This window comes from Streptomyces sp. NPDC104202 (genome assembly GCF_055584185.1).
In genome coordinates this window covers 72,356-91,477 of the sequence record NZ_JBVJMN010000033.1, presented here as the reverse complement: position 1 = coordinate 91,477, position 19,122 = coordinate 72,356, and the positions used below count along the sequence as shown (strand labels likewise).

Below are 19,122 nucleotides of genomic sequence, written 5' to 3'. Positions count from 1 at the left end.
AGGCATCCCCCCCTCCCCACCCCCCCCCCCCCCCCCCCCCCCCCCCCCCCCCCCCCCCCTCCCCCCCCCCCCCGCCCCCCCCCCCCCCCCCCCCCCCCCCCCCCCCCCCACCCCGGGCCAGCCCCTGCCGGGGACGGGTGGTGACGCCATGGCCCGGGACGATCACGGATCCGTACGTTTTCGGTGGGCGCCGACGACCGGTCGAGCACCGGATCCCACCGCCCTGTCTCTGCGACTCCGCCGCGCCGCCCGCCCCGCCCACCCCGTACGACCCTCCTATCGACCGACAGAAAACGGAGCCCCCGCATGTCCCAGGCCACCGTCCTGCCCCAGGCCGCCGCGCCGGCCACGGCGCTCCCCACGGTCACCGCGGCGAAGCCCGGCCGCGGCAAGGGAGCCGGCGAGTTCACACCGCTGCTGCGCACGATCAGGGAGCAGGGTCTCCTCGAACACCGCCTCGGCTGGTACGCCCGGGGCATCACCGTCAACCTCCTCGGCATCGCCGCCGTCGTGGCCGGCCTCGCCCTGATCGGTCCCTCCTGGTGGGCGCTCCTCCTCGCCCTCCCCCTCGCCCTGCTGTCCGCCCGCGCCGCGTTCGTCGGCCACGACGCGGGTCACTCCCAAATCACCGCGGACCGCAGGGCGAGCAGGATGATCCAGCTCGTGCACGCCAACCTCCTCCTCGGCATGAGCAGGGAGTGGTGGAACGACAAGCACAACCGCCACCACGCCCACCCCAACCACCTCGACAAGGACCCGGACGTCGTGGCGGACATCCTCGTCTTCGCCGAGCACCAGACGACGGGCCGCAGGGGACTGCGTGGCTTCCTCACCCGCCACCAGGCTTGGCTGTTCTTCCCGCTGACGACGCTGGAGGGCATCGCCCTCAAGATCTACGGCGTGCGAGCGCTCCTCGCGAAGGACGGCCCCTGCCGCACCCGTCGTGACCGGCTCGTGGAGGGCGGCCTGCTCCTCGCCCACTTCGCGGGATACGCCGCCCTGCTCCTCGCCCTCCTCACCCCCGCGCAGGCGCTGCTCTTCGCGCTCGTCCACCAGATGCTGCTCGGCGTGCACCTCGGCATGGCCTTCGCCCCCAACCACAAGGGCATGGACCGTCCGGACGAGCACGAGGACGGCGACAGCTGGGGCCACCTGCGCCGCCAGGTGCTCACCTCGCGCAACATCCGCGGCGGCGCCCTGACCGACTGGTTCCTCGGCGGCCTCAACTACCAGATCGAGCACCACCTCTTCCCGAGCATGCCGCGCCCCCACCTCCGACTCGCCCAGCCCGCCGTCCGCGCCCACTGCGCCGCGCTGGGCGTGCCGTACACGGAGACCGGATTCGTGGACTCCTACCGCCAGGCCCTCGGTCATCTGCACGACGTGGGCGCCCCGCTGCGCGCCGAGTCCGCCGCGTAGGTTCGCGGGCGTAGGGGGCGCGGGAGGACCCCGGGCCCGGGGGCGGGTCCCGGCCGCCGCCCTCGACGACGGGCCGGCACCTTCTCCTGGCCGACGCCGAGTCGATCCCGACGCCGACGCCGACGCCGACGCCGAGCCGACGCTGACGCCGAGCCGACGCCGACGCCTAGCCGAGCCGACGCCGAGCCCCGCCGACGCCGAGCCCCCGGCCCGAAGCCCTACCTCAGCCCTCCAGGCCGCAGGAGTTGACCAGGTCGCCACCGGCCGGACGCGCGATCGTCCGGTCCGCCGGAGGAGCGGTCCCCTCCTCGACCCAGCGCGTCAGCGCGTCGAACGCCGAGCGGTAGCAGGGCAGGATCGGCCGCAGCCGGTCCGGGTAGGTGTCGTACAGGCCGTCGGTGTGCGTCCCGCCCTGGACCGTGTAGTACCGGTGCAGGGCGCCCCGCCCGCGTCCGTCGATCATCCCCGCGTACACGTCGGAGTCCGTCGCGATCGGCAGCAGGGTGTCGAGGTCCCCGTGGAGGGTGAGGAGCGGTTTGCCGATCCGGCCGGTGAGCGCGACCTTCGCGACCGCCCGGTGCACGGCCGCCGGCCGGGACGCGTAGTCGTACGAGGCGTCCGAGGCGCACGGCGCCAGGATCTGCTCCACGGTGCCGCCGGCGGTGGCGCCCGGGCAGGCGGGGTCGTACGAGGGGTCGAACTCGGCCCGGAACATCTTCTGCGTCAGACCCCAGTACGCCTTCTCGTGGTACGGCCACAGGAAGCGGGAGCCGGGCGCGAACCCGGCCGCGATCAGGTCGTCGTCCGAGGCCCGGCCGAACTGGCGGGCCACCGTGACCGGCAGGCTGGTCAGCAGGTTGGGCCCGCGCGTCGTCCACAGCACGCCCTCCCAGTCGACGCCGCCGTCGTACAGCTCGGGCCGGTTCTCCAGCTGCCAGCGGGTCAGGTAGCCGGCGTTGGAGATGCCGGTCATGTAGGTGTGCTCCGGAGCCTTCCCGTACCGCTGCCGCACGGCCTTCTTGGCCGCCCGCGTCAGTTCGGTCACCCGCCGGTTCCACTCGGCGACCGCGTCGCCCGGGGCCCGGCCGTCGGTGAAGAAGTTCGGACCGGTGTTGCCCTTGTCGGTCGCCGCGTAGGCGAAGCCCTCGGCCAGGACCTGGTCGGAGATCAGCGCGTCCGTCGAGTACTGGCGGCGCGTGCCCGGGGCGCCGGTCACGACGAGGCCGCCGTTCCAGTGGTCGGGCAGCCGGATGACGAACTGCGCGTCGTGCGACCAGCCGTGGGTGGTGTTCAGCCGCGAGTCGTCGGGGAAGTACCCGTCGATCTGCACGCCCGGCACACCGGAGGGATTGCGGGTCCCCTGTGCGGCGAGACCGGCCTGGTCGGCCATGTCGGTGTACGGCGTACCGGCGAGCCCGGCCGTCGTCAGATCCGCGAGGCATGCCGAGCGCTGGAACGCGGCGCCGGGCACATGGAGCCGGTCCTCGCGCGCGCAGTGCGCGGCATCGGCCTCCTGGGCCCCCGCCGAGCTCGCCGGGGCGAGGACGGTGACTCCGGTCAGCAGCGCGGCGACGAGGGAGACGCCTGGGAACAGGCGCATGGTGGACCTCCGGTGGACGGCGGAATGGGATGAGGCCCCACATCGTCCGGTGCACCCCCACCCGAGGCCCATGGTTCGACACCACATCTCCGCACGCCGCCCGGTGTGACGGGACCACGGAGCTCGGCCGACAGGTCTCTCAGGCCCGACCACGTACGGCGGACCACGGACCATGGGCGACGGCTCGCGGACTCCCCGCGTCCGTCCTCGCTACGCTGCGCGGATGGACATTCCGACGACGGACGACATCCGCGCCCTGCACCTGAAGCACGCGCCCCACGAGGAGGTGTTCGAGCGCGTCTTCACCCATTGCGAGATCGTGTGGCGAATCGCCGAGCGCCTCATGGCGACCGCGGACCTCGGCGTCGACCCGGAGCTGGTCCGCGCCGGGTGCCTCCTGCACGACATCGGGGTCTACCGCCTGTTCGACGCCGAGGGGCGGCGGGACGACCGCAGCTACCTGCTCCACGGGGTGCTCGGCCACGAGATCCTCGCGGCCGAGGGCCTGCCGGAGGCCCTGTGCCGGTTCTGCTCCTGCCACACCGGCGTCGGGCTGACCAAGGAGGACATCGTCACGCAGGGGCTGCCGCTGCCCCCGGCCGACTACGTGGCGGTGACGCCCGAGGAGCGCCTGGTGATGTACGCGGACGCGTTCCACAGCAAGTCGACGCCGCCGCGGTTCGTCTCCCCGGAGACCTACGCCACATCCATCGCCCGGTTCGGCCAGGACAAGGTCGTCGCCTTCGGCGCGCTGCGCTCCGCCTTCGGCGATCCGGAGCTCGACGGACTGGCTGCCGCGTACGGACACGCCCTGACCTGACGGAGCGGGCGGGGCCGCGCGTAGTCAGGACGGGCGCACGGCCATCGCGTCGAGCGCTTCGAGCAGGGCCGGCAGCTTCGGGCCCCGGGTCACCGGCAGCACCTCGCGCGGCAGCTCGTCGAGCAGGACGAAGGCCATGTCGTCGGTCCGGGCCACCAGCGACCAGCCGGGGCCGTCCGCGCGCAGGGTGCGGGGACCGCCCTCGGGGCCCACGACGGAACGGACCCGCCCTACCGGCGGCGGCTCCTCCACGTATCCGCGGAGCTCTTCCAGGGCACGCCTGACCCCGCTGTACGGGCCGGGGGCCGGGGCGGCCGGAGCCGCGTCGGCAGCCGGGGACGCGGGCGCGGGAGTCGGGACGGCGGTGCCGGCGCCGTCGTCCGCCCGGGAGCGCCAGGCGGCCCACTGGAGCCCGACCTCGTCCGCGCCCAGCCGGCGCTGGGCCGGCCCCCACTCGGCGCCGGAGGGCGGGGTCAGCGGGGCCGGGTCGCCCGCCTGCGGCTGCGGGTCGTGCGGCTCCGGGACCCCCGGCGCGCGCGTGGCCACGGGGAGCGGCCAGCCCGGCAGGCCGGCCACCACCGACCGCTCGTCGGGGGAGAGGTCGTACGCCATGCCGCAGTCCCACGACGAGATGGCGACGGCGACCAGCGACACGTCGTCCACGACGACCGTCCACCGCGCCCCGAGCCCGTCCTGACCGAAGACGAGCCCGTACCCCTCCGCGTACGGCTGGAGCCCCAGCGCGGCACAGGCCGCCGGGTAGTCGTCGCCGAGCACGCTCGGGAAGCGGGCGGGCGTCAGCAGCGCCGCCGTCAGCACGAACAGCGCGTCTGCGTCGCCGTCGGCCTCGGCCTCGGCGATCGGGTCCGTCCCAGCCACGGCAGCCTCCCCATCCGGTCGTCGGCGCACCTTAACCAGTGAGTAACCCGCGCGTCGAGGGGCTCCGCCGGGGAACCCGCGTCCGGTCCTCGCGCAACGCCCGGAGCCCGCCCCGCCGCGTCCCGCCCGGTCAGCCGTCGCCCACGGGACGCTGCGGCGCCTCGCTCCTCAGGCCGAGCAGGGACCGTGCCACGACGCTCGGCGACTCGTTCCGTTCCCGCGCGAGGGTGAGGAGGGCCCGGCAGGCGAGCTCGTTCACCCCGAAGGCGAGCATGCCGGGGGAGACCCGGCTGGCCGCCTCCTCCGCCCGTGCGGGGTCGTCCTCGGCGCACGCGGCCACGTACGCGGCGGCGGCCTCGAAGAGGTTGTGTCCCTGCCTCGCGCGCGGTGGCGCCGGAGCGGCGGCCGCGGGCGCCCGCCGCGCGGAGGGGAGGAGTCTGCGCAGTCTTTCCGGTACTCGTGCCACGGCCCGCCGCCTCTCCCGGGCACGACTGCCCGGCATCTCCACGGTAGACAGTGAAGTGCCGTGACAGAAGGGCGCGTTGGAGTCGAGGATCTCCGAGTGGCGGCCGGTTCCCGCCGCCCGGGGGTCATCGGGGATCGGGCGGTGTGTCCGTCCGCAGGAGCGGCAGGTTCTTCCGCACGGCCGCGGCCCAGGAGCCGTCGGAGACCATCCGGTCCAGAGCGGCCGTGACCTTGGCGGTCAGCGGGCTTCCCTTGCGCAGGCCGACCCCGTACTTCTCCTCGGTGAGCCGGAACCCTGCGAGCTTGAACCGGTCCTCGAAGCCGTCCTGCGCCGCGTAGCCGGCGAGCAGCGCGTCGTCGGAGGTCACCGCGTCCACGGCGCCCGCGTCGAGGGCGTCCACGCAGCGGCCGTAGGTGTCGTAGGTCGTCAGCTCCGCCTGAGGGGCGATCACCGTCCGGACGTTGAGCTCCGAGGTGGAGCCGGTCACCGTGCAGACCCGTCGGCCGTTGAGGTCCGACGGTCGCGTGACGGAGGTGTTTCCGGCGGTCAGCAGCACGTCCCGGTGGGCCACGAGGTACGGCCCGGCGAAGTCGACTTCCTGCCTCCGTCTGTCGTTGATCGTGTACGTGGCCACGACCAGGTCGACGTCGCCGTTCCTGAGCAGGGACTCGCGGAGCGAGCTCGGTGCCTGCTTCCAGGTGACGTCCGCGGGGTCGTGCCCGAGGGCGCGGGCCACGTAGGTGGCCACGTCCACGTCCAGCCCCGCGTACGTGCCGTCCGTGTTCTTCATCCCGATGCCCGGTTGGTCGGTCTTGATCCCGATCGTGATGCCGGACGTGCCGCCGGTGGTGGGAGTGCCCGTCGCCCCAGTCGGCGGGGCGGACGCCGACGGTGTCCGGCCGCCGGTCTTGTCGGTCGTGCCGTCGTCGCCGGACCCGTCGTGGACGAGGTTCCAGACGAGCACACCGCTGAGCGCCAGGGCGACGGCGCCGTCGGCGTACAGCGCGCCGGGACGCTTCCAGGGCGGGCTCGGCGCCCCGGCAGGGGTTCGCCGCGGCCGGGCCGGTGTCCGCGGCGGCTCCGCGGGGGGCGCGAGGCGGTACGACGTGGTGCCCGTCGTCGGGTCGGCCGCCGGGTCCGTGCCGGTGTCGGGGGTGGGCCGGGGTGCGGCCCCGGGTCCTGCGCCGCCCCGGGCCGAGTGCGCCGACGCGGGTGCCGTGACCGGTGCGTCCGCGGGTGACTCCGCCGCGGCGAGCATCCGGTCCAGTGTCTCGCCGTCCGGACGCGCCGCCGGGTCCCGTACGAGCACCTCCGTGAGGACCTGGGCGAGCGGACCGGCCCGCCGGGGCGGGGGGACGTCCTCGCCGAGTACGGCGGCGAGGGTGGCCAGGGTGTTCGCGCGCCGGAGTGGGTGGCGGCCCTCGACGGCGACGTACAGGGTCATCGCGAGGGACCACAGGTCGGCGGCGGGCCCGCCCTCCTCGCCGGAGACGCGCTCGGGCGCCATGTAGTCGGGCGTGCCGATGATCGAGCCGGCGGCGGTGAGGGCCGTGGCCCCGTGGACGGCCGCGATGCCGAAGTCGGTGAGGACGGGGACGCCGTCGGGTCGCAGCAGGACGTTCGCGGGCTTGACGTCCCGGTGCTGGACGCCCATGGCGTGGACGGCGCGCAGCCCCGCCAGGATGCCCCGCCCCAGCGTGGCCGCCTCGCGCGGCGTGAGGGTGCCCCGGTCGAGCCGGTCCTGGAGCGAGCCGCCCGCGACCAGCTCCATGACGAGCCAGGGGTACGTCCCCTCGCCCTCGTCCACGATGTGATGGATGGTCACCACCTGGGGGTGCGCCACGCGCGCGAGGGCCTGTGCCTCCCGCAGCACCCGCACGCGCAGCTCCCGCGCGCCCTCGGGGTCGTACTCGGCCAGAGCAGGGTCGGGCGGACGCACTTCCTTGACGGCCACCTCACGGTGGAGTACCAGGTCCCGGGCCCGCCACACGGTCCCCATCCCGCCGCCGCCGAGCCGGGCCACCAGCTCGAAACGACCGTCCACCACCCGTGCCACGCACCGCTCCCTCGCCCCGACACGGCCCTCCAACGGACGTGCCGAGTCCCGCGGAGTCGGACCGCGACCCGTCTCGACTCTGCCACATCCGGTCGGCGCGGGGGGCGTTCCCGCGATCTCCCGCCCGACCGCTCGGACGATCGATCCCGTCGGGCGTGTCGCCGGGCGGCCCGGTGGTGGGGGGGGGGCGACGTCGCGCGAGGGTGCGGCCCGCCGGTCGCTCAGCCCTCGCGGACGGCCATGGCGAGGTAGCGCGTGTCCTCGTCGACGTAGCGGACGAGCCGCCAGCCGGCCTCGGCGAGCACCGGGCGCAGGCGGGGCTCGGCCCGCAGGTCGTCCGGTGTGATCGCACGGCCGTGACGGGCGGCGAGAGCCGCTCGGCCGATCGGGTGGAAGAGGGCCAGCCGGCCGCCGGGACGCACCACGCGGGCGAGTTCGCCCAGGTCGGCGACCGGGTCTGCCAGGTGGGAGACGAGCCCCGCCCCGAAGACGGCGTCGAGAGCGCCGTCGCCCACCGGGAGTCGGCCGACGTCGGCGAGCAGCAGCGTCGCGGTGCCGTCGGCACGGCCCCGTCCGGCCCTGACGGCCTCGTCGAGCATCTCGGGGGTGAGGTCGACTCCCAGGACGGTGCCGGTGGGGCCGACGGCGTCGCGGAGCGGCGGGAGCGCGCGGCCGGTCCCGCAGCCGGCGTCGAGCACGGCGTCCCCGGGGCGCAGGCCGATCTCGCGGACGGCGGCCGCGTACGCGGGCCCGTCGTCGGGGAACCTGCGGTCCCAGTCGGCCGCGCGGGCGCCGAAGAACTCTCGTACGCGTGTGGGGTCATCGTTCATGTGCTCATGATTCCGCACGCGGAGGGGTGAAGCTTCTGCGAGCTCGTTCGAACCCGGCGCGATCGTTCGGAATCATCTCTCTGTCATATTCCGTCAGCTTTCGAAATGCGCCCCTGGTGCGCCCCCAGTGCGCCTAGCGTCCCTGAGCCATGGGACACCTGGACCACGCCACCTTCGGCTGGCTGACACCCGTGCTGTCGTACGCGATGGCCTGCACCGGCGCCGCACTCGGACTGCGCTGTACCGTCCGGGCACTCGACGCCACCGGCCGATCACGGCGCAACTGGCTGCTCACCGCCGCCTCCGCGATCGGCACCGGAATCTGGACGATGCACTTCGTCGCGATGGTCGGCTTCGGCGTCTCCGGCACCGACATCCGCTTCGACGTCCCCCTCACCCTTCTCAGCCTCGTGGTCGCGATGGCCGTCGTCGGCGTCGGGATCTTCGTCGTCGGTCACGGACGGGACCGCGTGCGCTCGCTCCTGATCGGCGGACTCACCACGGGCGTCGGCGTGGCGAGCATGCACTACCTGGGCATGGCCGCCCTCCGGCTCCACGGACGCCTCACCTTCGACCCGGTCCTCGTCGGGCTGTCGGTGCTCATCGCGGTCGTCGCGGCCACCGCAGCGCTCTGGGCGGCCCTCAACATCCACTCGCCGGCCGCGGTCGCCGTCGCCTCCCTGGTGATGGGCGCGGCCGTCACCAGCATGCACTACACCGGCATGTTCGCGGTGCGGGTGGAGGTGATCCCGTCGGCCGCGCCCCTCCCCGGCGCCACGGTCATGCAGTTCATCTTCCCGTTCGCGGTCGGCCTCGGCTCCTACCTCTTCATCACCTCCGCCTTCGTCGCCCTCTCGCCGACGGCCAGGGAACGGGCGGCGTACGCGTCCGCCGGCCGGCTCACCGAACCCGACGAGCGCGCAGTCGACGTCGCACCCCCCGGGTTCCGCACCGCCGAACCGGCGCGCACCCCCAGCCCCTGAACCCACCGTCGGCACCCGCCCGCGTCCGTGCCGCCGCAGCCCCGCACCCACGACCCACCGCACCAGAGCACGACCCAGCCGGAACGAGGAGGCCATGCGAACTCCGCGCAAGACCAAGGGCGCCGAGGCGACACCGCCTCCGACGGCCGCACGCGGGCGGCGCGCACACGCCGGGCCGCCCGCCGACGAACCGGGCCCCGACGGCCGTCCCGCGCCCGTCCGCCCGCCTGCCGGGACACCGCTCCCGGCCCCCTCCGCGCCACCGCTCCACGGTCTGCGCCCCCGCACGGTCCGCGCCAAGATCGTCTCGATCCTCATGGTCCCGGTCGTCTCGCTCCTCGCCCTCTGGGGATTCGCCACCGTCACCACCGCCCAGGACGTCGCCGCCCTCCGCCGCCTCCAGCGCATCGACGCCGAGATCCGCGAACCCGTGACGGCCTCTCTCACCGCCCTCCAGGACGAACGGCGCGCCGCCGTACGACAGGTCGCCGCCCCCGGTGCCGGCCGGGCGGCCGAGCTCAGGGACCGGATCCGCCGCACGGACGCGGCCGTGGGCCGGCTTCGCCTCGACGCCACCCACACCGTCGGGGACACCGGGGACCTGCCCCACGAGGTCGCCGCCCGCGTCGGCGCCTTCGTCGGCAAGGTCGACGGCCTCGCCAAGCTCCGCACCGCCGCCGTCGACGGACGGGCCGACTGGGACCAGGTCTACGAGGAGTACACCGCCACGGTCTCCGCCGCCTTCGCCGTCGGCGGCGCCCTCACCGGGGTCCAGGACGCCGGGCAGGGCTCCGACGCGCGCGTACTCCTGGAATTCGGCCGCTCCGCCGAGATGCTCTCCCGCGAGGACGCCCTCCTCACCTCCGCCCATCTGACCGGCCACCTCACCGCCGAACGGCTCCGTGCCTTCTCCGGCGCCGTCGAGACCCGGCGCACCCTCGCCGCGACGGCCACCGCCGACCTGCCCCCCGCGGCACGCGCCGCGTGGAACGACCTGGCTGCCGGAGGGGACCACTCCCGGCTCACCCGGGCCGAGGACCGGATCCGCGCCGCGACCCCCGGCCGTCCCGCGGCCCAGGCGGTCACCTCCGACGACTGGGACGACACCCTCAGCGCCGTCCGCGGTGGCCTCGCCGAGATCGAGGGCGACGCCCACACCGCGGCGGCCGACCGCACCGATCCCTTCGCCGTCGGATTCCTCGGCGCCGGCGGAGCGGCCGTCGTCCTCGGCCTCGCCGCGGTCGCCGCGTCCCTGGTCATCTCCGTCCGGATCGGCCGGGGACTCGTCGTCGAGCTGGTGAGCCTGCGCAACACCGCGCTGGGTATCGCCCGCCGCAAACTCCCCGCCGCCATGCGGCGCCTGCGCGCGGGCGAGGAGATCGACGTGGTGGCCGAGACTCCCCAAGGCCCCGTCTCCCAGGACGAGATCGGCCAGGTCGGCGAGGCCCTCACCACCGTCCACCGTGCCGCGCTCTCGGCCGCCGTCGAACGCGCCGAACTCGCCAGCGGCATCTCCGGGGTGTTCGTCAACCTCGCCCGCCGCAGCCAGGTCCTCGTCCACCGCCAGCTCAACCTGCTCGACAGCATGGAGCGGCGCGCCGACGACCCCAACGAGCTCGGCGACCTCTTCCGGCTCGACCACCTCACCACCCGCATGCGGCGCCACGCCGAAAGCCTGATCATCCTCAGCGGTGCCGCACCCGGCCGTGCCTGGCGCATGCCGGTCGCCCTCACCAACGTCGTCCGGGCCGCCGTCTCCGAGATCGAGGACTACGCGCGCGTGGAGGTACGGCGGCTGCCCGAGACGGCCGTCGTCGGCGGAGCCGTCGCCGACCTCACGCACCTCCTCGCCGAACTGATCGAGAACGCCGCCCAGTTCTCCCCGCCCCACACCAAGGTGCGCGTCAGCGGCGAACCCGTCGGGAACGGCTACGCCCTGGAGATCGAGGACCGCGGCCTCGGCATGGGCACGGAGACCCTCACCGAGGCCAACCAGCGCATCGCCCAGTCCGAGGCGCTCGACCTCTTCGACAGCGACCGCCTCGGCCTCTTCGTGGTCAGCCGGCTCTCCGCCCGCCACGACATCAAGGTCCACCTGCGGACCTCTCCGTACGGCGGCACCACGGCCGTCGTCCTCCTCCCCACCGACCTGCTCCAGGGGCAGCTGCCGGCGGGACGCGGCACACCGGTGACCGGCGCGGGCCCCGAGGGCCCCCGCAAGGGAGGCGCCCACGCGGCCCCGCACCCCGCGGCCCCCCGTTCCCCCGCGACCGCCGCGCCCGGCCGAACAGGAGCCGACCCGCGTACGGACGAGGCACGCGCCGCGAGGGAACGCGAGGAGGCCCAGCGCGCCGAGGCCCGCCGCTTCGCCCGCCCGCCCGCGCCCCGCACCCCGCCCGGTGCCGCCCCGGGAACCCCTGGCGGCCCGGTCCGCGCCGCCGGAACCCCCCGCGGTGGCGCCGGAACCCCCGACGGAGGAGGCGGAACCCCCGACCGCAGCGGCGGGACGATCGACCGCACCGGTGGGACTCCGCTCCGTCCCGCCGGACCCACCGGACCGTCCGCCGGCCCCGTGGCCGCCCCGGGCCGTGGCACCCCGCCCTCTCCGCCTGCCGCACGGCCTCACGGCACCCCGCAGCCCTCCGGCCCGAAGCCGCCCGCCACACCCCCGGTCGCGCCCACCCCCCGCCCGCAGCCACTGCCCGGACCGACCGCCGTCCCCGCGCTCGCCGCGGGACAGGACGCCGGACCCGCGCCCGCCGGAGTCACCGAACTGCGCCGCCGCGGCCCCGTCGTACCGGCACCGGCCGGGGAGCGGAAGCCCAGCGTTCCGGCCGCCCCCGGACCCGACGAAGACGAGGCCGAACTGCCCCGTCGCGTACGGCAGGCGAGTCTCGTACCCCAGCTGCGCGAGGCGCCCGCGCCCGAACCCGTCTTCGTGCCGACCGCCGCCGGCGCGGACACCCGCACCCCCGAACAGGTCAGGGACCGGATGACCGCCTACCGGGACGGCTGGCAGCGCGGAGGCGGAGCCGCCCCCGGAATCCGCCGCCCCCTCGGCTCCGGTTTCGGCGGGGACTCCGGCACCGGTACGGCCGACGGCCCGGTGCCGACCGGCGACCGCCTGCCGATCGCCGGACCCGGAACGGGGACCCGGAGCGGTACGGACCCCCGGACGCCGCAGGGCTCCCGGACCGGCGCACCGCAGGCCCCGTCCCCGCACGCGTACCCGGGTCCCTCGGTGAGCCCCTCTCCGGGCCGGCCCCCGGAAGCGGCCCCGCGCGCGGACCTCGGCACCGTTCACCGCCTCGGCCACGGCAAGGCCCCCCACGACGACCCCCGCACCGAAGGAGACGACGCATGATCGACCACGAGAGGATCTCCCACCACCGGTCCGGCGAGCTCGACTGGCTCCTCGACGACCTCGTCATGCGGGTCCGCGAGGTCCGCCACACCGTGGTGCTCTCCAACGACGGACTCGCCGTCGGCTCCTCCAGCGGCCTCAGCCGCGAGGACGCCGAGCACCTGGCCGCCATCGCCTCCGGCTTCCACAGCCTCGCCAAGGGCGCCGGACGCCAGTTCCACACGGGCGGGGTGCGCCAGACGATGGTCGAGATGGACGACGGCTTCCTCTTCGTCGCCGCGGCGGGCGACGGCTCGTGCCTCGCCGTGCTCAGCGCCGCCAGCGCCGACATCGGCCTCATCGCGTACGAGATGGCCCGCCTCGTGAAACGCGTCGGCGAGCACCTGCACACCCCTCCGCGGCTCACGGTGACACCCCCGGCCGCGGGCTGAACCGGAGACACCGATGACCGACGACAGCACCCGCGACGGCCCGTCCGCACCGGGCAGCCACTGGTACGACGCCGAGGCCGGACCGCTCGTCCGCCCCTACGCGATGACCGGCGGCCGCACCAAGCCCGGGCCCAGCAACGTGCGGTTCGACCTCATCGCCCTCGTCGTCGTCGACGACGACCCGCCGGGACCGGGGGACGAGGCCCTGCTCGGGCCCGAACACCGGTCCCTGCTCGCCCTGTGCCGGGCCGAGACCCAGTCGGTGGCCGAACTCGCCGCCGACGCCGACCTCCCCGTGGGCGTCGTCCGGGTCCTCCTCGGCGACCTCCTCGAATCGGGCTTCGTACGCGTCAGCAGACCCGTGCCGCCCGCTCAGCTCCCCGACGAAAGAATCCTGAGGGAAGTAATCGATGGCCTACGAGCGCTCTGAGAGCAGCGGCGCGGGCGAGGCGGCGGACAGCGCCCTCGCCCTGAAGATCCTGGTCGCCGGCGGCTTCGGCGTGGGCAAGACGACCCTCGTCGGCGCGGTCAGCGAGATACGTCCGCTGCGCACCGAGGAGCGGCTCAGCCGCGCCGGGCAGGCCGTCGACGACACCGGGGGCGTCGACCAGAAGTCGACCACGACCGTGGCCATGGACTTCGGCCGCATCACCATCCGCTCCGGGCTCTCCCTGTACCTCTTCGGGACGCCGGGCCAGGACCGGTTCTGGTTCCTCTGGGACGAACTGTCCCAGGGCGCCCTCGGCGCCGTCGTCCTGGCCGACACCCGGCGCCTGGAGGACTGCTTCCCGGCGGTCGACTACTTCGAGCACCGGAAGATCCCGTTCGTCGTCGCCGTGAACTGCTTCACGGGCGCGCGTACGTACGGCGCCGCCGACGTCTCCCGCGCGCTCGACCTGGACCGGGGCACGCCCGTGGTGCTGTGCGACGCCCGGGACCGCGACTCCGGCAAGGAAGTCCTCATCCGCCTGGTCGAGTACGCCGGCCGGATGCACACCGCACGGCTCCTGGACACCGTCGGCTGACTCCCTCCGGTGTCCGGGGCCGCGGGGAGCGTGCCGCCCGCGGCCCGCGTCAGTCCGAGACGCCGCCTTCGGCGATCACCTTGTCGATCCGTACCCGGACGAGGAGTTCGCCGGGGACCGCGTTGCGGCGTCCGAAAGAGTCCGCCCGGTCCTCGCCCATGTAGCGCGCGGCGATCCGTGTGGCCCAGCGCAGCAACTCGGACGGCTCCTCGGTGATTTCGGCCCGTCCGCTCAGCGTGACGAAGGCGAAGGGCGGGGTGTCGTCGTCGACGCACAGGGAGACCCGCCCGTCCCGTGCGAGGTTGCGTCCCTTCACCGTGCCCTTGCCCGTGTTGAAGACGAAGTCGTCGCCGTCGAGCACGAACCAGATCGGAACGACGTGCGGACTGCCGTCGTCGCGCACGGTCGCCAGCTTGCCGGTACGGGTCCCCGCGGACACGAAGGCCCGCCACTGTTCCTCGGTCATCCTGGTCATGCCTCCCATCCTGCGGCACGCGCGGGCGTGGTGCGTGCTTGCCCTGTTCACGACAGTGCGTAAGGCTTGCGGCGATACGGCGTTCCACGGAGGCGCGGGGACCACGGGAACCGGGTCGTCGGGGGACGAACCAACCAGGGGGAGGAACACTGATGGCGTTGGACAAGGGACTGGACTGGCTCCTCGACGACCTGACCCAGCGGGTCGGCTCGATACGGCACGCGCTCGTGCTGTCGAACGACGGTCTGGTGACGGGCGCGAGCAACGGGCTCGTGCGGGAGGACGCCGAGCACCTCGCGGCCGTCTCCTCCGGCCTGCACAGCCTCGCCCGCGGCTCTGGCCGGCACTTCCAGGCAGGTCGCCCGCGGCAGACGATGGTCGAGTTCGACGACGCTCTGCTCTTCGTGACGGCGGCGGGCGAGGGCAGCTGCCTCTGCGTCCTGAGCGCGGCGGAGGCCGATGTCGGCCAGGTGGCCTACGAGATGACCCTGCTGGTCAATCGTGTCGGCGAGCACCTCGGCGTGGCGGCACGCCAGCCCGGCCTGCCGGGCGGGGCGCTCTGACGACGGGGCGCCGCAGACCGGGTGGCGTCCGCCCGGGCCCGTGGCGTTTCCGCCCGGGACCGGATGGCTTACCGGCCTGAGGTCCGCGGTCCGTTCGCCTTGCGCCCTTCTCCTTCGCGCCGTTGTCCACAGGCCGTTGTCCACAGGCCGCGCGGGTCTGATCACTCTGCGTTACGTTCTCGATGTGGGTCCGAGGGATCCGCGGCACGAGAGAGCACCGACGTGAGGGGGAGGGCCGCAGGATGACGGTGGAAGAAGGGGTGCGCACGGTCGCACCGGGGCGGGCGGCACAGGAACTGGAACTGAGGCGTGATGAGTTCCGGCTCGCCGTCCAACTGGGCGTGGTGAGGACGGTGCCGACGGGCGAAGGCGGACGGAGGCGGGTCGAGCGCTCCGAGCTCGACCGCCTCAGAGGAGCACCCGACTTCCCCGTCGGCCTGCGCGACCGCGTGCGCACGGTCGGTACGGGGGAGGCGGCCGCGCTCCTGTCGATCACTCCGGAACGCTTCACGCGGCTGGCCCGTACGGGTCACCTCAGCCCGGTGCGGTTCGCGCTGAACCGCTACCGGGCGGTCGTCTGGACCTACCTCGCGGAGGAGGTCGTCGACTTCGGAGTCCGCGGGCCGGCGCTCCTCACCGGCCGCCTGCCGCTCGACCTCCGCGAACGCCTCGCCGCGCACGAGGACCGGCGCCCCAGGAACTGGCGGGCCCGGCGGCTCGGTCTGCTGCTCCGCGCCACCGACGACCCCTGGGCCCGCGCCGCCGCCATCGCCTCGCTGCTCGACCCCGTCCAGGTGGCCGAGGTCGTCGACGACCCCTACGAGCGCGCCCACATGGACCGGCTGCGTCCCCCGCCGCCGTCCGGAATGCCGACGGCGGCCACCGCACGGGAGGTCGCCGAACGGCTCGTCCTCGCGGACGAACCGGATGAGATCCTCTGGCAGCGGATGAGTCTCGCGCTGGCCCTGGACGAGGCGCGTGCACGGCGACAGGCGCCGCATCCCGGCGACTTGAGCGCGGGATTCGGTCGCGTCGCGCCTGCCGGGCCGGTCGCGTCCGCTGCGTCCGTCGCGGCTGCTGAGCCCGTCGGGCTCGTCGACTCGGCCGCGGCGCGGCTCTCGCTTCCCTCGGAGCCGGAGTCCGAGCGGGATGCGTCTCGGGCGCCGGTGCCGGAACGGGTGGCGGCGCCCTTCGCCTCCGTAACGAGGACGGCCGGTGAGCCTCCTCTGCCCGCGTCGGGTGACGGCTGGACCGGTGGGTGGGCCGGCGGCTGGACCGGCGCGATGGGGCCGGGCCCGCGGGTCCGGCGAACGACGGACGTGGACGCCGACGCCGCACAACGGGTCGTGGCGATCATGCCGCCGCCCTCGGAGCCACCGATGGATTCCCCTCCCGTGCCTCGTGAGGCTCATCCGCCGACACCCAGTCGGCCGGGGCGACCGCACGCCTCGGCGGCCGGCCCGGGCCCCGGTCCCGGTCGTGCGGCAGGCCCCGACCGGCCGCCGGGGCGTGCGGAGCGGCCCCGCCTTCTCGACCGGCTCCGTCGGCGGAGGGGGACGGGAGCGGCGCGGACCCGACGGGCGAGCGGCTCGGTGTCCTGGCCCTGAGGGGACCGGCACGGGGGGGACGATCGCCCCTGCGCCCTGCGCCCTGCGTCCTGCCGCCTGCCCTCTGCCCCTTGCCCCTGCCCCTTGCCCCTGCCCCTTGCCCGTGTCGGCCGCCTGGACCGTCCGCCGGGTCGACGGCGCTTCGCCGGGACATCCGCGACCGGTGTAGTGGAATGGATGTCCGTGCGGCCGGGCCGGCGGCTGGCGGGTGCGACGGAGGAATCCGCAGCATGCAGGGGAAGCCGGAGCATGCAGGGGAAGCCGGAGCAGGTGGGGGAAGTCGGGGTGCGGTGGGGGCGGGGCGTGGGGAGGATGGCCCCATGCTGTTGGCCCGTGTCGCTGAGGTGTCCCGGGAGGTCGCCGCGGCTTCGGCGCGCTCCCGCAAGATCGCGCTGCTCGCCGACCTGTTCGCGGAGGCGGAGCCGGACGAGAGTCCGCTCGTCATCGCGTATCTGTCGGGCCGGCTCCCGCAGGGGCGGATCGGCGTCGGGTGGAGCGTGCTCAAGGACGTCGTCCCCCCTGCTGTCCCGCCTGCCGAGCGGCCCGGACTCACGCTCGACCGGGTCGACGCGGCGCTGACGGAGCTTGCCGCCGTCGCCGGAGCCGGGTCCCGGGCCGAGCGGACCCGGCTGGTCCACGCGCTGTTCGCCGCCGCGGGCCCCGAGGAACAGGAGCTGCTGCTGCGGCTGCTCACCGGTGAGGTACGGCAGGGGGCCCTGGACGCCGTCGCCCTGGACGGGGTCGCGCGAGCGGCCGCCGTGCCGGCGGCCGAGTTGCGGCGCGCGGTGATGCTGGAGGGCTCCCTGCCCCCGGTCGCCCAGGCGGTGCTCGCCGAGGGACCCGCGGCGCTCGAACGCTTCACGCTGCGGGTGGGAAGCCCCGTGCAGCCGATGCTCGCCCACACGGCGGGCTCCGTGACCGAGGCGATCGAGGCGCTGGGGCCGTGCGCGGTGGAGGAGAAGCTCGACGGTTTCCGCATCCAGGTCCACCGGATCGGTGGTGACGTGCGGGTCCACACCCGTTCGCTCGACGACATCACCGTCCGCCTTCCCGAGGTGGTCGCGACGGCCCTGGCCGTGGAGGCCGACCGGTTCATCCTGGACGGCGAGGTGATCGCGCTCGACCCCGGCACCGGGCGCCCCGTGGCCTTCCAGTCCATCGCGTCCCGGGTCGGCTCCCGCACAAACGTGGCCGGGGCGCACGCTGCCCTGCCGTTGACGCCCGTCTTCTTCGACGTCCTCGCCGTGGACGGCGAGGAGCTGATCGACCGGCCCGGTCAAGAGCGGCACGAGGTGCTCGCCCGCCTGCTTCCCGAGGCCCACCGGGTGCGCCGCACCGTCGTCACCGACCCGGCCGACGCCGGGCAGACCGACGCGGCCGAGCGGTTCTTCACCTCGACGCTGGCCCGAGGGCACGAGGGCGTGCTCGTCAAGGCGCTGGACGCGCCCTACGTGGCCGGGCGGCGGGGCCGCACGTGGCTGAAGGTGAAGCCCGTCCACACCCTCGACCTCGTCGTTCTCGCCGTCGAGCGGGGCCACGGCCGCCGGACCGGGCTGCTCTCCAACCTCCACCTCGGGGCGCGCGCCGCGGACGGGGGGTTCGTCATGCTCGGCAAGACGTTCAAGGGGCTCACCGACGAGATGCTGCGCTGGCAGACCGAGCGGCTGGGTGAACTCGCCGTGGAGGACGACGGATTCACGGTGCGGGTCAGACCCGAGCTCGTCGTGGAGATCGCCTACGACGGCCTCCAGCGCTCGACCCGGTATCCGGCCGGCGTCACCCTGCGCTTCGCGCGCGTCGTCCGCCACCGTCCCGACAAGCCGGCCTCGGAGGCCGACACCGTCGACGTGATCACCGGGGGCGGCTGACCGAGGGCACGGGCCTCGCGGGAGGGCGGCCCGCGAGGGATGCTGGAGACGTGGCACGACAATCGCCCGGCACGACGACCACGTGGCACCACGAGCGACGGGCGGGCCGCGAGGAGATGAGCGACGTGTACGACTTGCACATCGACACCGACGTCACCGTGCAGCTCTGCGACTGCTGCCGCGAGGACGCCCAGGCCGTCTTCGACGTCCTCGACCGGGTCTACCGGCTGGAGGACATGGCCACACCGAGCCCCCAGGCGGCCACCGGGCCCGCGCCCACCGTCTGGACGGCCACCTTCGACACCGCCGACGGGGACCGCCAGGAGGTGGCCCCCACGCCGCTGACCGGACTGGTCGGTGCCACGCTCACCGGTGGCTACCGCGCGGTCGACGAGGTGCAGAAGGTGCTCGCGGCGGGCTTCGACATCCAGTCCCATCAGGCCGTCTCCGGAGACCAGGAGACCGAGGCCCGGCTGCTGCTCGCCTCCCGCTGACCGGGAGGCCCGGACACCCCGGACGGAACGGACGGGTTCCGTCCGGGGTCTACCTGTGCCCGTATGCTCATATGCCCGCGCGTCCGCGCGTGGCCGAATTCCGTGTGCCGACGGCCCGGTGCACCCTCCCGCACCCCGGCGGTCTCCCCGCTATACACCGTGTGTAGAGTTCCTGTCGGTCGCGAGCCCCGCCCTGACCAGGCGGCCGCGGCTGTACCGAGACCACTACGGGGAAAGCGGGT

The 19,122-nt window shown here is 74.6% G+C and carries 17 protein-coding genes; 11 read left to right on the top strand and 6 right to left on the bottom strand.

Annotated features, from left to right (window positions below):
- Positions 1–306 precede the first annotated feature (306 nt).
- Entirely contained in the window at positions 307–1,419 is a 1,113-nt protein-coding gene (locus tag ACZ60W_RS21700; protein WP_469756973.1) for an acyl-CoA desaturase, read from the top strand.
- 223 nt (positions 1,420–1,642) lie between these two features.
- On the opposite strand, the gene ACZ60W_RS21695 is transcribed toward ACZ60W_RS21700, so the two are convergent.
- Positions 1,643–3,019: a tannase/feruloyl esterase family alpha/beta hydrolase gene (locus ACZ60W_RS21695; RefSeq protein ID WP_469756972.1), complete on the bottom strand. Its 1,377-nt coding sequence runs from the start codon at positions 3,017–3,019 to the stop codon at positions 1,643–1,645.
- Between the two features lie 223 nt (positions 3,020–3,242).
- Here ACZ60W_RS21695 and ACZ60W_RS21690 point away from each other — a divergent pair, with 223 nt between their 5' ends.
- The gene (locus ACZ60W_RS21690; RefSeq protein ID WP_469756971.1) at positions 3,243–3,839 is read left to right on the top strand and encodes an HD domain-containing protein; all 597 of its coding nucleotides are present in this window, start codon (positions 3,243–3,245) and stop codon (positions 3,837–3,839) included.
- A 24-nt stretch (positions 3,840–3,863) separates the two neighbouring features.
- Here the strand turns inward: ACZ60W_RS21690 and ACZ60W_RS21685 are convergent, their stop codons facing one another.
- The 4 genes from ACZ60W_RS21685 to ACZ60W_RS21670 all read right to left on the bottom strand — a co-directional run bounded on the left by ACZ60W_RS21685 (position 3,864) and on the right by ACZ60W_RS21670 (position 8,070).
- Entirely contained in the window at positions 3,864–4,718 is an 855-nt protein-coding gene (locus ACZ60W_RS21685; RefSeq protein WP_469756970.1) for a hypothetical protein, read from the bottom strand.
- A 130-nt stretch (positions 4,719–4,848) separates the two neighbouring features.
- Positions 4,849–5,184, bottom strand: coding sequence for a hypothetical protein (locus ACZ60W_RS21680; RefSeq protein ID WP_469756969.1), 336 nt, complete (start codon positions 5,182–5,184; stop codon positions 4,849–4,851).
- Between the two features lie 124 nt (positions 5,185–5,308).
- Entirely contained in the window at positions 5,309–7,183 is a 1,875-nt protein-coding gene (locus tag ACZ60W_RS21675; protein ID WP_469756976.1) for a bifunctional serine/threonine-protein kinase/glutamate ABC transporter substrate-binding protein, read from the bottom strand.
- A gap of 278 nt (positions 7,184–7,461) precedes the next feature.
- On the bottom strand, positions 7,462–8,070 hold the full coding sequence (locus ACZ60W_RS21670) for a class I SAM-dependent methyltransferase (protein ID WP_469756968.1): 609 nt from the start codon (positions 8,068–8,070) through the stop codon (positions 7,462–7,464).
- Positions 8,071–8,219: 149 nt separating this feature from the next.
- Here ACZ60W_RS21670 and ACZ60W_RS21665 point away from each other — a divergent pair, with 149 nt between their 5' ends.
- The 5 genes from ACZ60W_RS21665 (at position 8,220) to ACZ60W_RS21645 (ending at position 13,873) form a co-directional block, all read left to right on the top strand.
- Positions 8,220–9,053 carry an MHYT domain-containing protein gene (locus tag ACZ60W_RS21665; RefSeq protein ID WP_469756967.1) on the top strand — a complete coding sequence of 278 codons (834 nt, stop codon included), beginning with the start codon at positions 8,220–8,222 and terminating at the stop codon, positions 9,051–9,053.
- 94 nt (positions 9,054–9,147) lie between these two features.
- Positions 9,148–12,417: a sensor histidine kinase gene (locus ACZ60W_RS21660; RefSeq protein ID WP_469756966.1), complete on the top strand. Its 3,270-nt coding sequence runs from the start codon at positions 9,148–9,150 to the stop codon at positions 12,415–12,417.
- Positions 12,414–12,848, top strand: a complete 435-nt coding sequence (locus ACZ60W_RS21655; protein WP_366301614.1) for a roadblock/LC7 domain-containing protein — start codon at positions 12,414–12,416, stop codon at positions 12,846–12,848. Before ACZ60W_RS21660 ends, ACZ60W_RS21655 begins: the two co-directional genes overlap by 4 nt.
- Positions 12,849–12,861: 13 nt before the next feature.
- On the top strand, positions 12,862–13,278 hold the full coding sequence (locus ACZ60W_RS21650) for a DUF742 domain-containing protein (RefSeq protein WP_469756965.1): 417 nt from the start codon (positions 12,862–12,864) through the stop codon (positions 13,276–13,278).
- Positions 13,259–13,873 (top strand): GTP-binding protein, encoded by a 615-nt coding sequence (locus ACZ60W_RS21645; RefSeq protein WP_469756964.1) that lies wholly within the window; start codon positions 13,259–13,261, stop codon positions 13,871–13,873. The genes ACZ60W_RS21650 and ACZ60W_RS21645 overlap by 20 nt, the downstream gene beginning before the upstream one ends.
- 49 nt (positions 13,874–13,922) lie before the next feature.
- Here ACZ60W_RS21645 and ACZ60W_RS21640 read toward each other — a convergent pair whose 3' ends face one another.
- Positions 13,923–14,339, bottom strand: a complete 417-nt coding sequence (locus ACZ60W_RS21640) for a PPOX class F420-dependent oxidoreductase (protein ID WP_469756975.1) — start codon at positions 14,337–14,339, stop codon at positions 13,923–13,925.
- Between the two features lie 161 nt (positions 14,340–14,500).
- On the opposite strand from ACZ60W_RS21640, the gene ACZ60W_RS21635 reads away from it, so the two are divergent.
- From ACZ60W_RS21635 to ACZ60W_RS21620, 4 genes are all read left to right on the top strand, one after another.
- Positions 14,501–14,911: a roadblock/LC7 domain-containing protein gene (locus ACZ60W_RS21635; protein ID WP_469756963.1), complete on the top strand. Its 411-nt coding sequence runs from the start codon at positions 14,501–14,503 to the stop codon at positions 14,909–14,911.
- A 242-nt stretch (positions 14,912–15,153) separates the two neighbouring features.
- Positions 15,154–16,518 carry a DUF6397 family protein gene (locus tag ACZ60W_RS21630; RefSeq protein WP_469756962.1) on the top strand — a complete coding sequence of 455 codons (1,365 nt, stop codon included), beginning with the start codon at positions 15,154–15,156 and terminating at the stop codon, positions 16,516–16,518.
- A 320-nt stretch (positions 16,519–16,838) separates the two neighbouring features.
- On the top strand, positions 16,839–18,386 hold the full coding sequence (locus ACZ60W_RS21625) for an ATP-dependent DNA ligase (RefSeq protein ID WP_469756961.1): 1,548 nt from the start codon (positions 16,839–16,841) through the stop codon (positions 18,384–18,386).
- 50 nt (positions 18,387–18,436) lie between these two features.
- Positions 18,437–18,880, top strand: a complete 444-nt coding sequence (locus ACZ60W_RS21620; protein WP_469756960.1) for a hypothetical protein — start codon at positions 18,437–18,439, stop codon at positions 18,878–18,880.
- Positions 18,881–19,122 lie beyond the last annotated feature (242 nt).

What these genes read in the sequence shown, in the direction of transcription:
- ACZ60W_RS21660 (WP_469756966.1), top strand. Translation starts at nt 9,148, where the DNA reads ATGCGAACTCCGCGCAAGACCAAGGGCGCCGAGGCGACACCGCCTCCG.
- ACZ60W_RS21630 (WP_469756962.1), top strand. Translation starts at nt 15,154, where the DNA reads ATGACGGTGGAAGAAGGGGTGCGCACGGTCGCACCGGGGCGGGCGGCA.
- ACZ60W_RS21640 (WP_469756975.1), bottom strand. Translation starts at nt 14,339, where the DNA reads ATGACCGAGGAACAGTGGCGGGCCTTCGTGTCCGCGGGGACCCGTACC.
- ACZ60W_RS21625 (WP_469756961.1), top strand. Translation starts at nt 16,839, where the DNA reads ATGCTGTTGGCCCGTGTCGCTGAGGTGTCCCGGGAGGTCGCCGCGGCT.
- ACZ60W_RS21645 (WP_469756964.1), top strand. Translation starts at nt 13,259, where the DNA reads ATGGCCTACGAGCGCTCTGAGAGCAGCGGCGCGGGCGAGGCGGCGGAC.
- ACZ60W_RS21670 (WP_469756968.1), bottom strand. Translation starts at nt 8,070, where the DNA reads ATGAACGATGACCCCACACGCGTACGAGAGTTCTTCGGCGCCCGCGCG.
- ACZ60W_RS21655 (WP_366301614.1), top strand. Translation starts at nt 12,414, where the DNA reads ATGATCGACCACGAGAGGATCTCCCACCACCGGTCCGGCGAGCTCGAC.
- ACZ60W_RS21650 (WP_469756965.1), top strand. Translation starts at nt 12,862, where the DNA reads ATGACCGACGACAGCACCCGCGACGGCCCGTCCGCACCGGGCAGCCAC.
- ACZ60W_RS21635 (WP_469756963.1), top strand. Translation starts at nt 14,501, where the DNA reads ATGGCGTTGGACAAGGGACTGGACTGGCTCCTCGACGACCTGACCCAG.
- ACZ60W_RS21675 (WP_469756976.1), bottom strand. Translation starts at nt 7,183, where the DNA reads ATGGGGACCGTGTGGCGGGCCCGGGACCTGGTACTCCACCGTGAGGTG.
- ACZ60W_RS21695 (WP_469756972.1), bottom strand. Translation starts at nt 3,019, where the DNA reads ATGCGCCTGTTCCCAGGCGTCTCCCTCGTCGCCGCGCTGCTGACCGGA.
- ACZ60W_RS21665 (WP_469756967.1), top strand. Translation starts at nt 8,220, where the DNA reads ATGGGACACCTGGACCACGCCACCTTCGGCTGGCTGACACCCGTGCTG.
- ACZ60W_RS21690 (WP_469756971.1), top strand. Translation starts at nt 3,243, where the DNA reads ATGGACATTCCGACGACGGACGACATCCGCGCCCTGCACCTGAAGCAC.
- ACZ60W_RS21700 (WP_469756973.1), top strand. Translation starts at nt 307, where the DNA reads ATGTCCCAGGCCACCGTCCTGCCCCAGGCCGCCGCGCCGGCCACGGCG.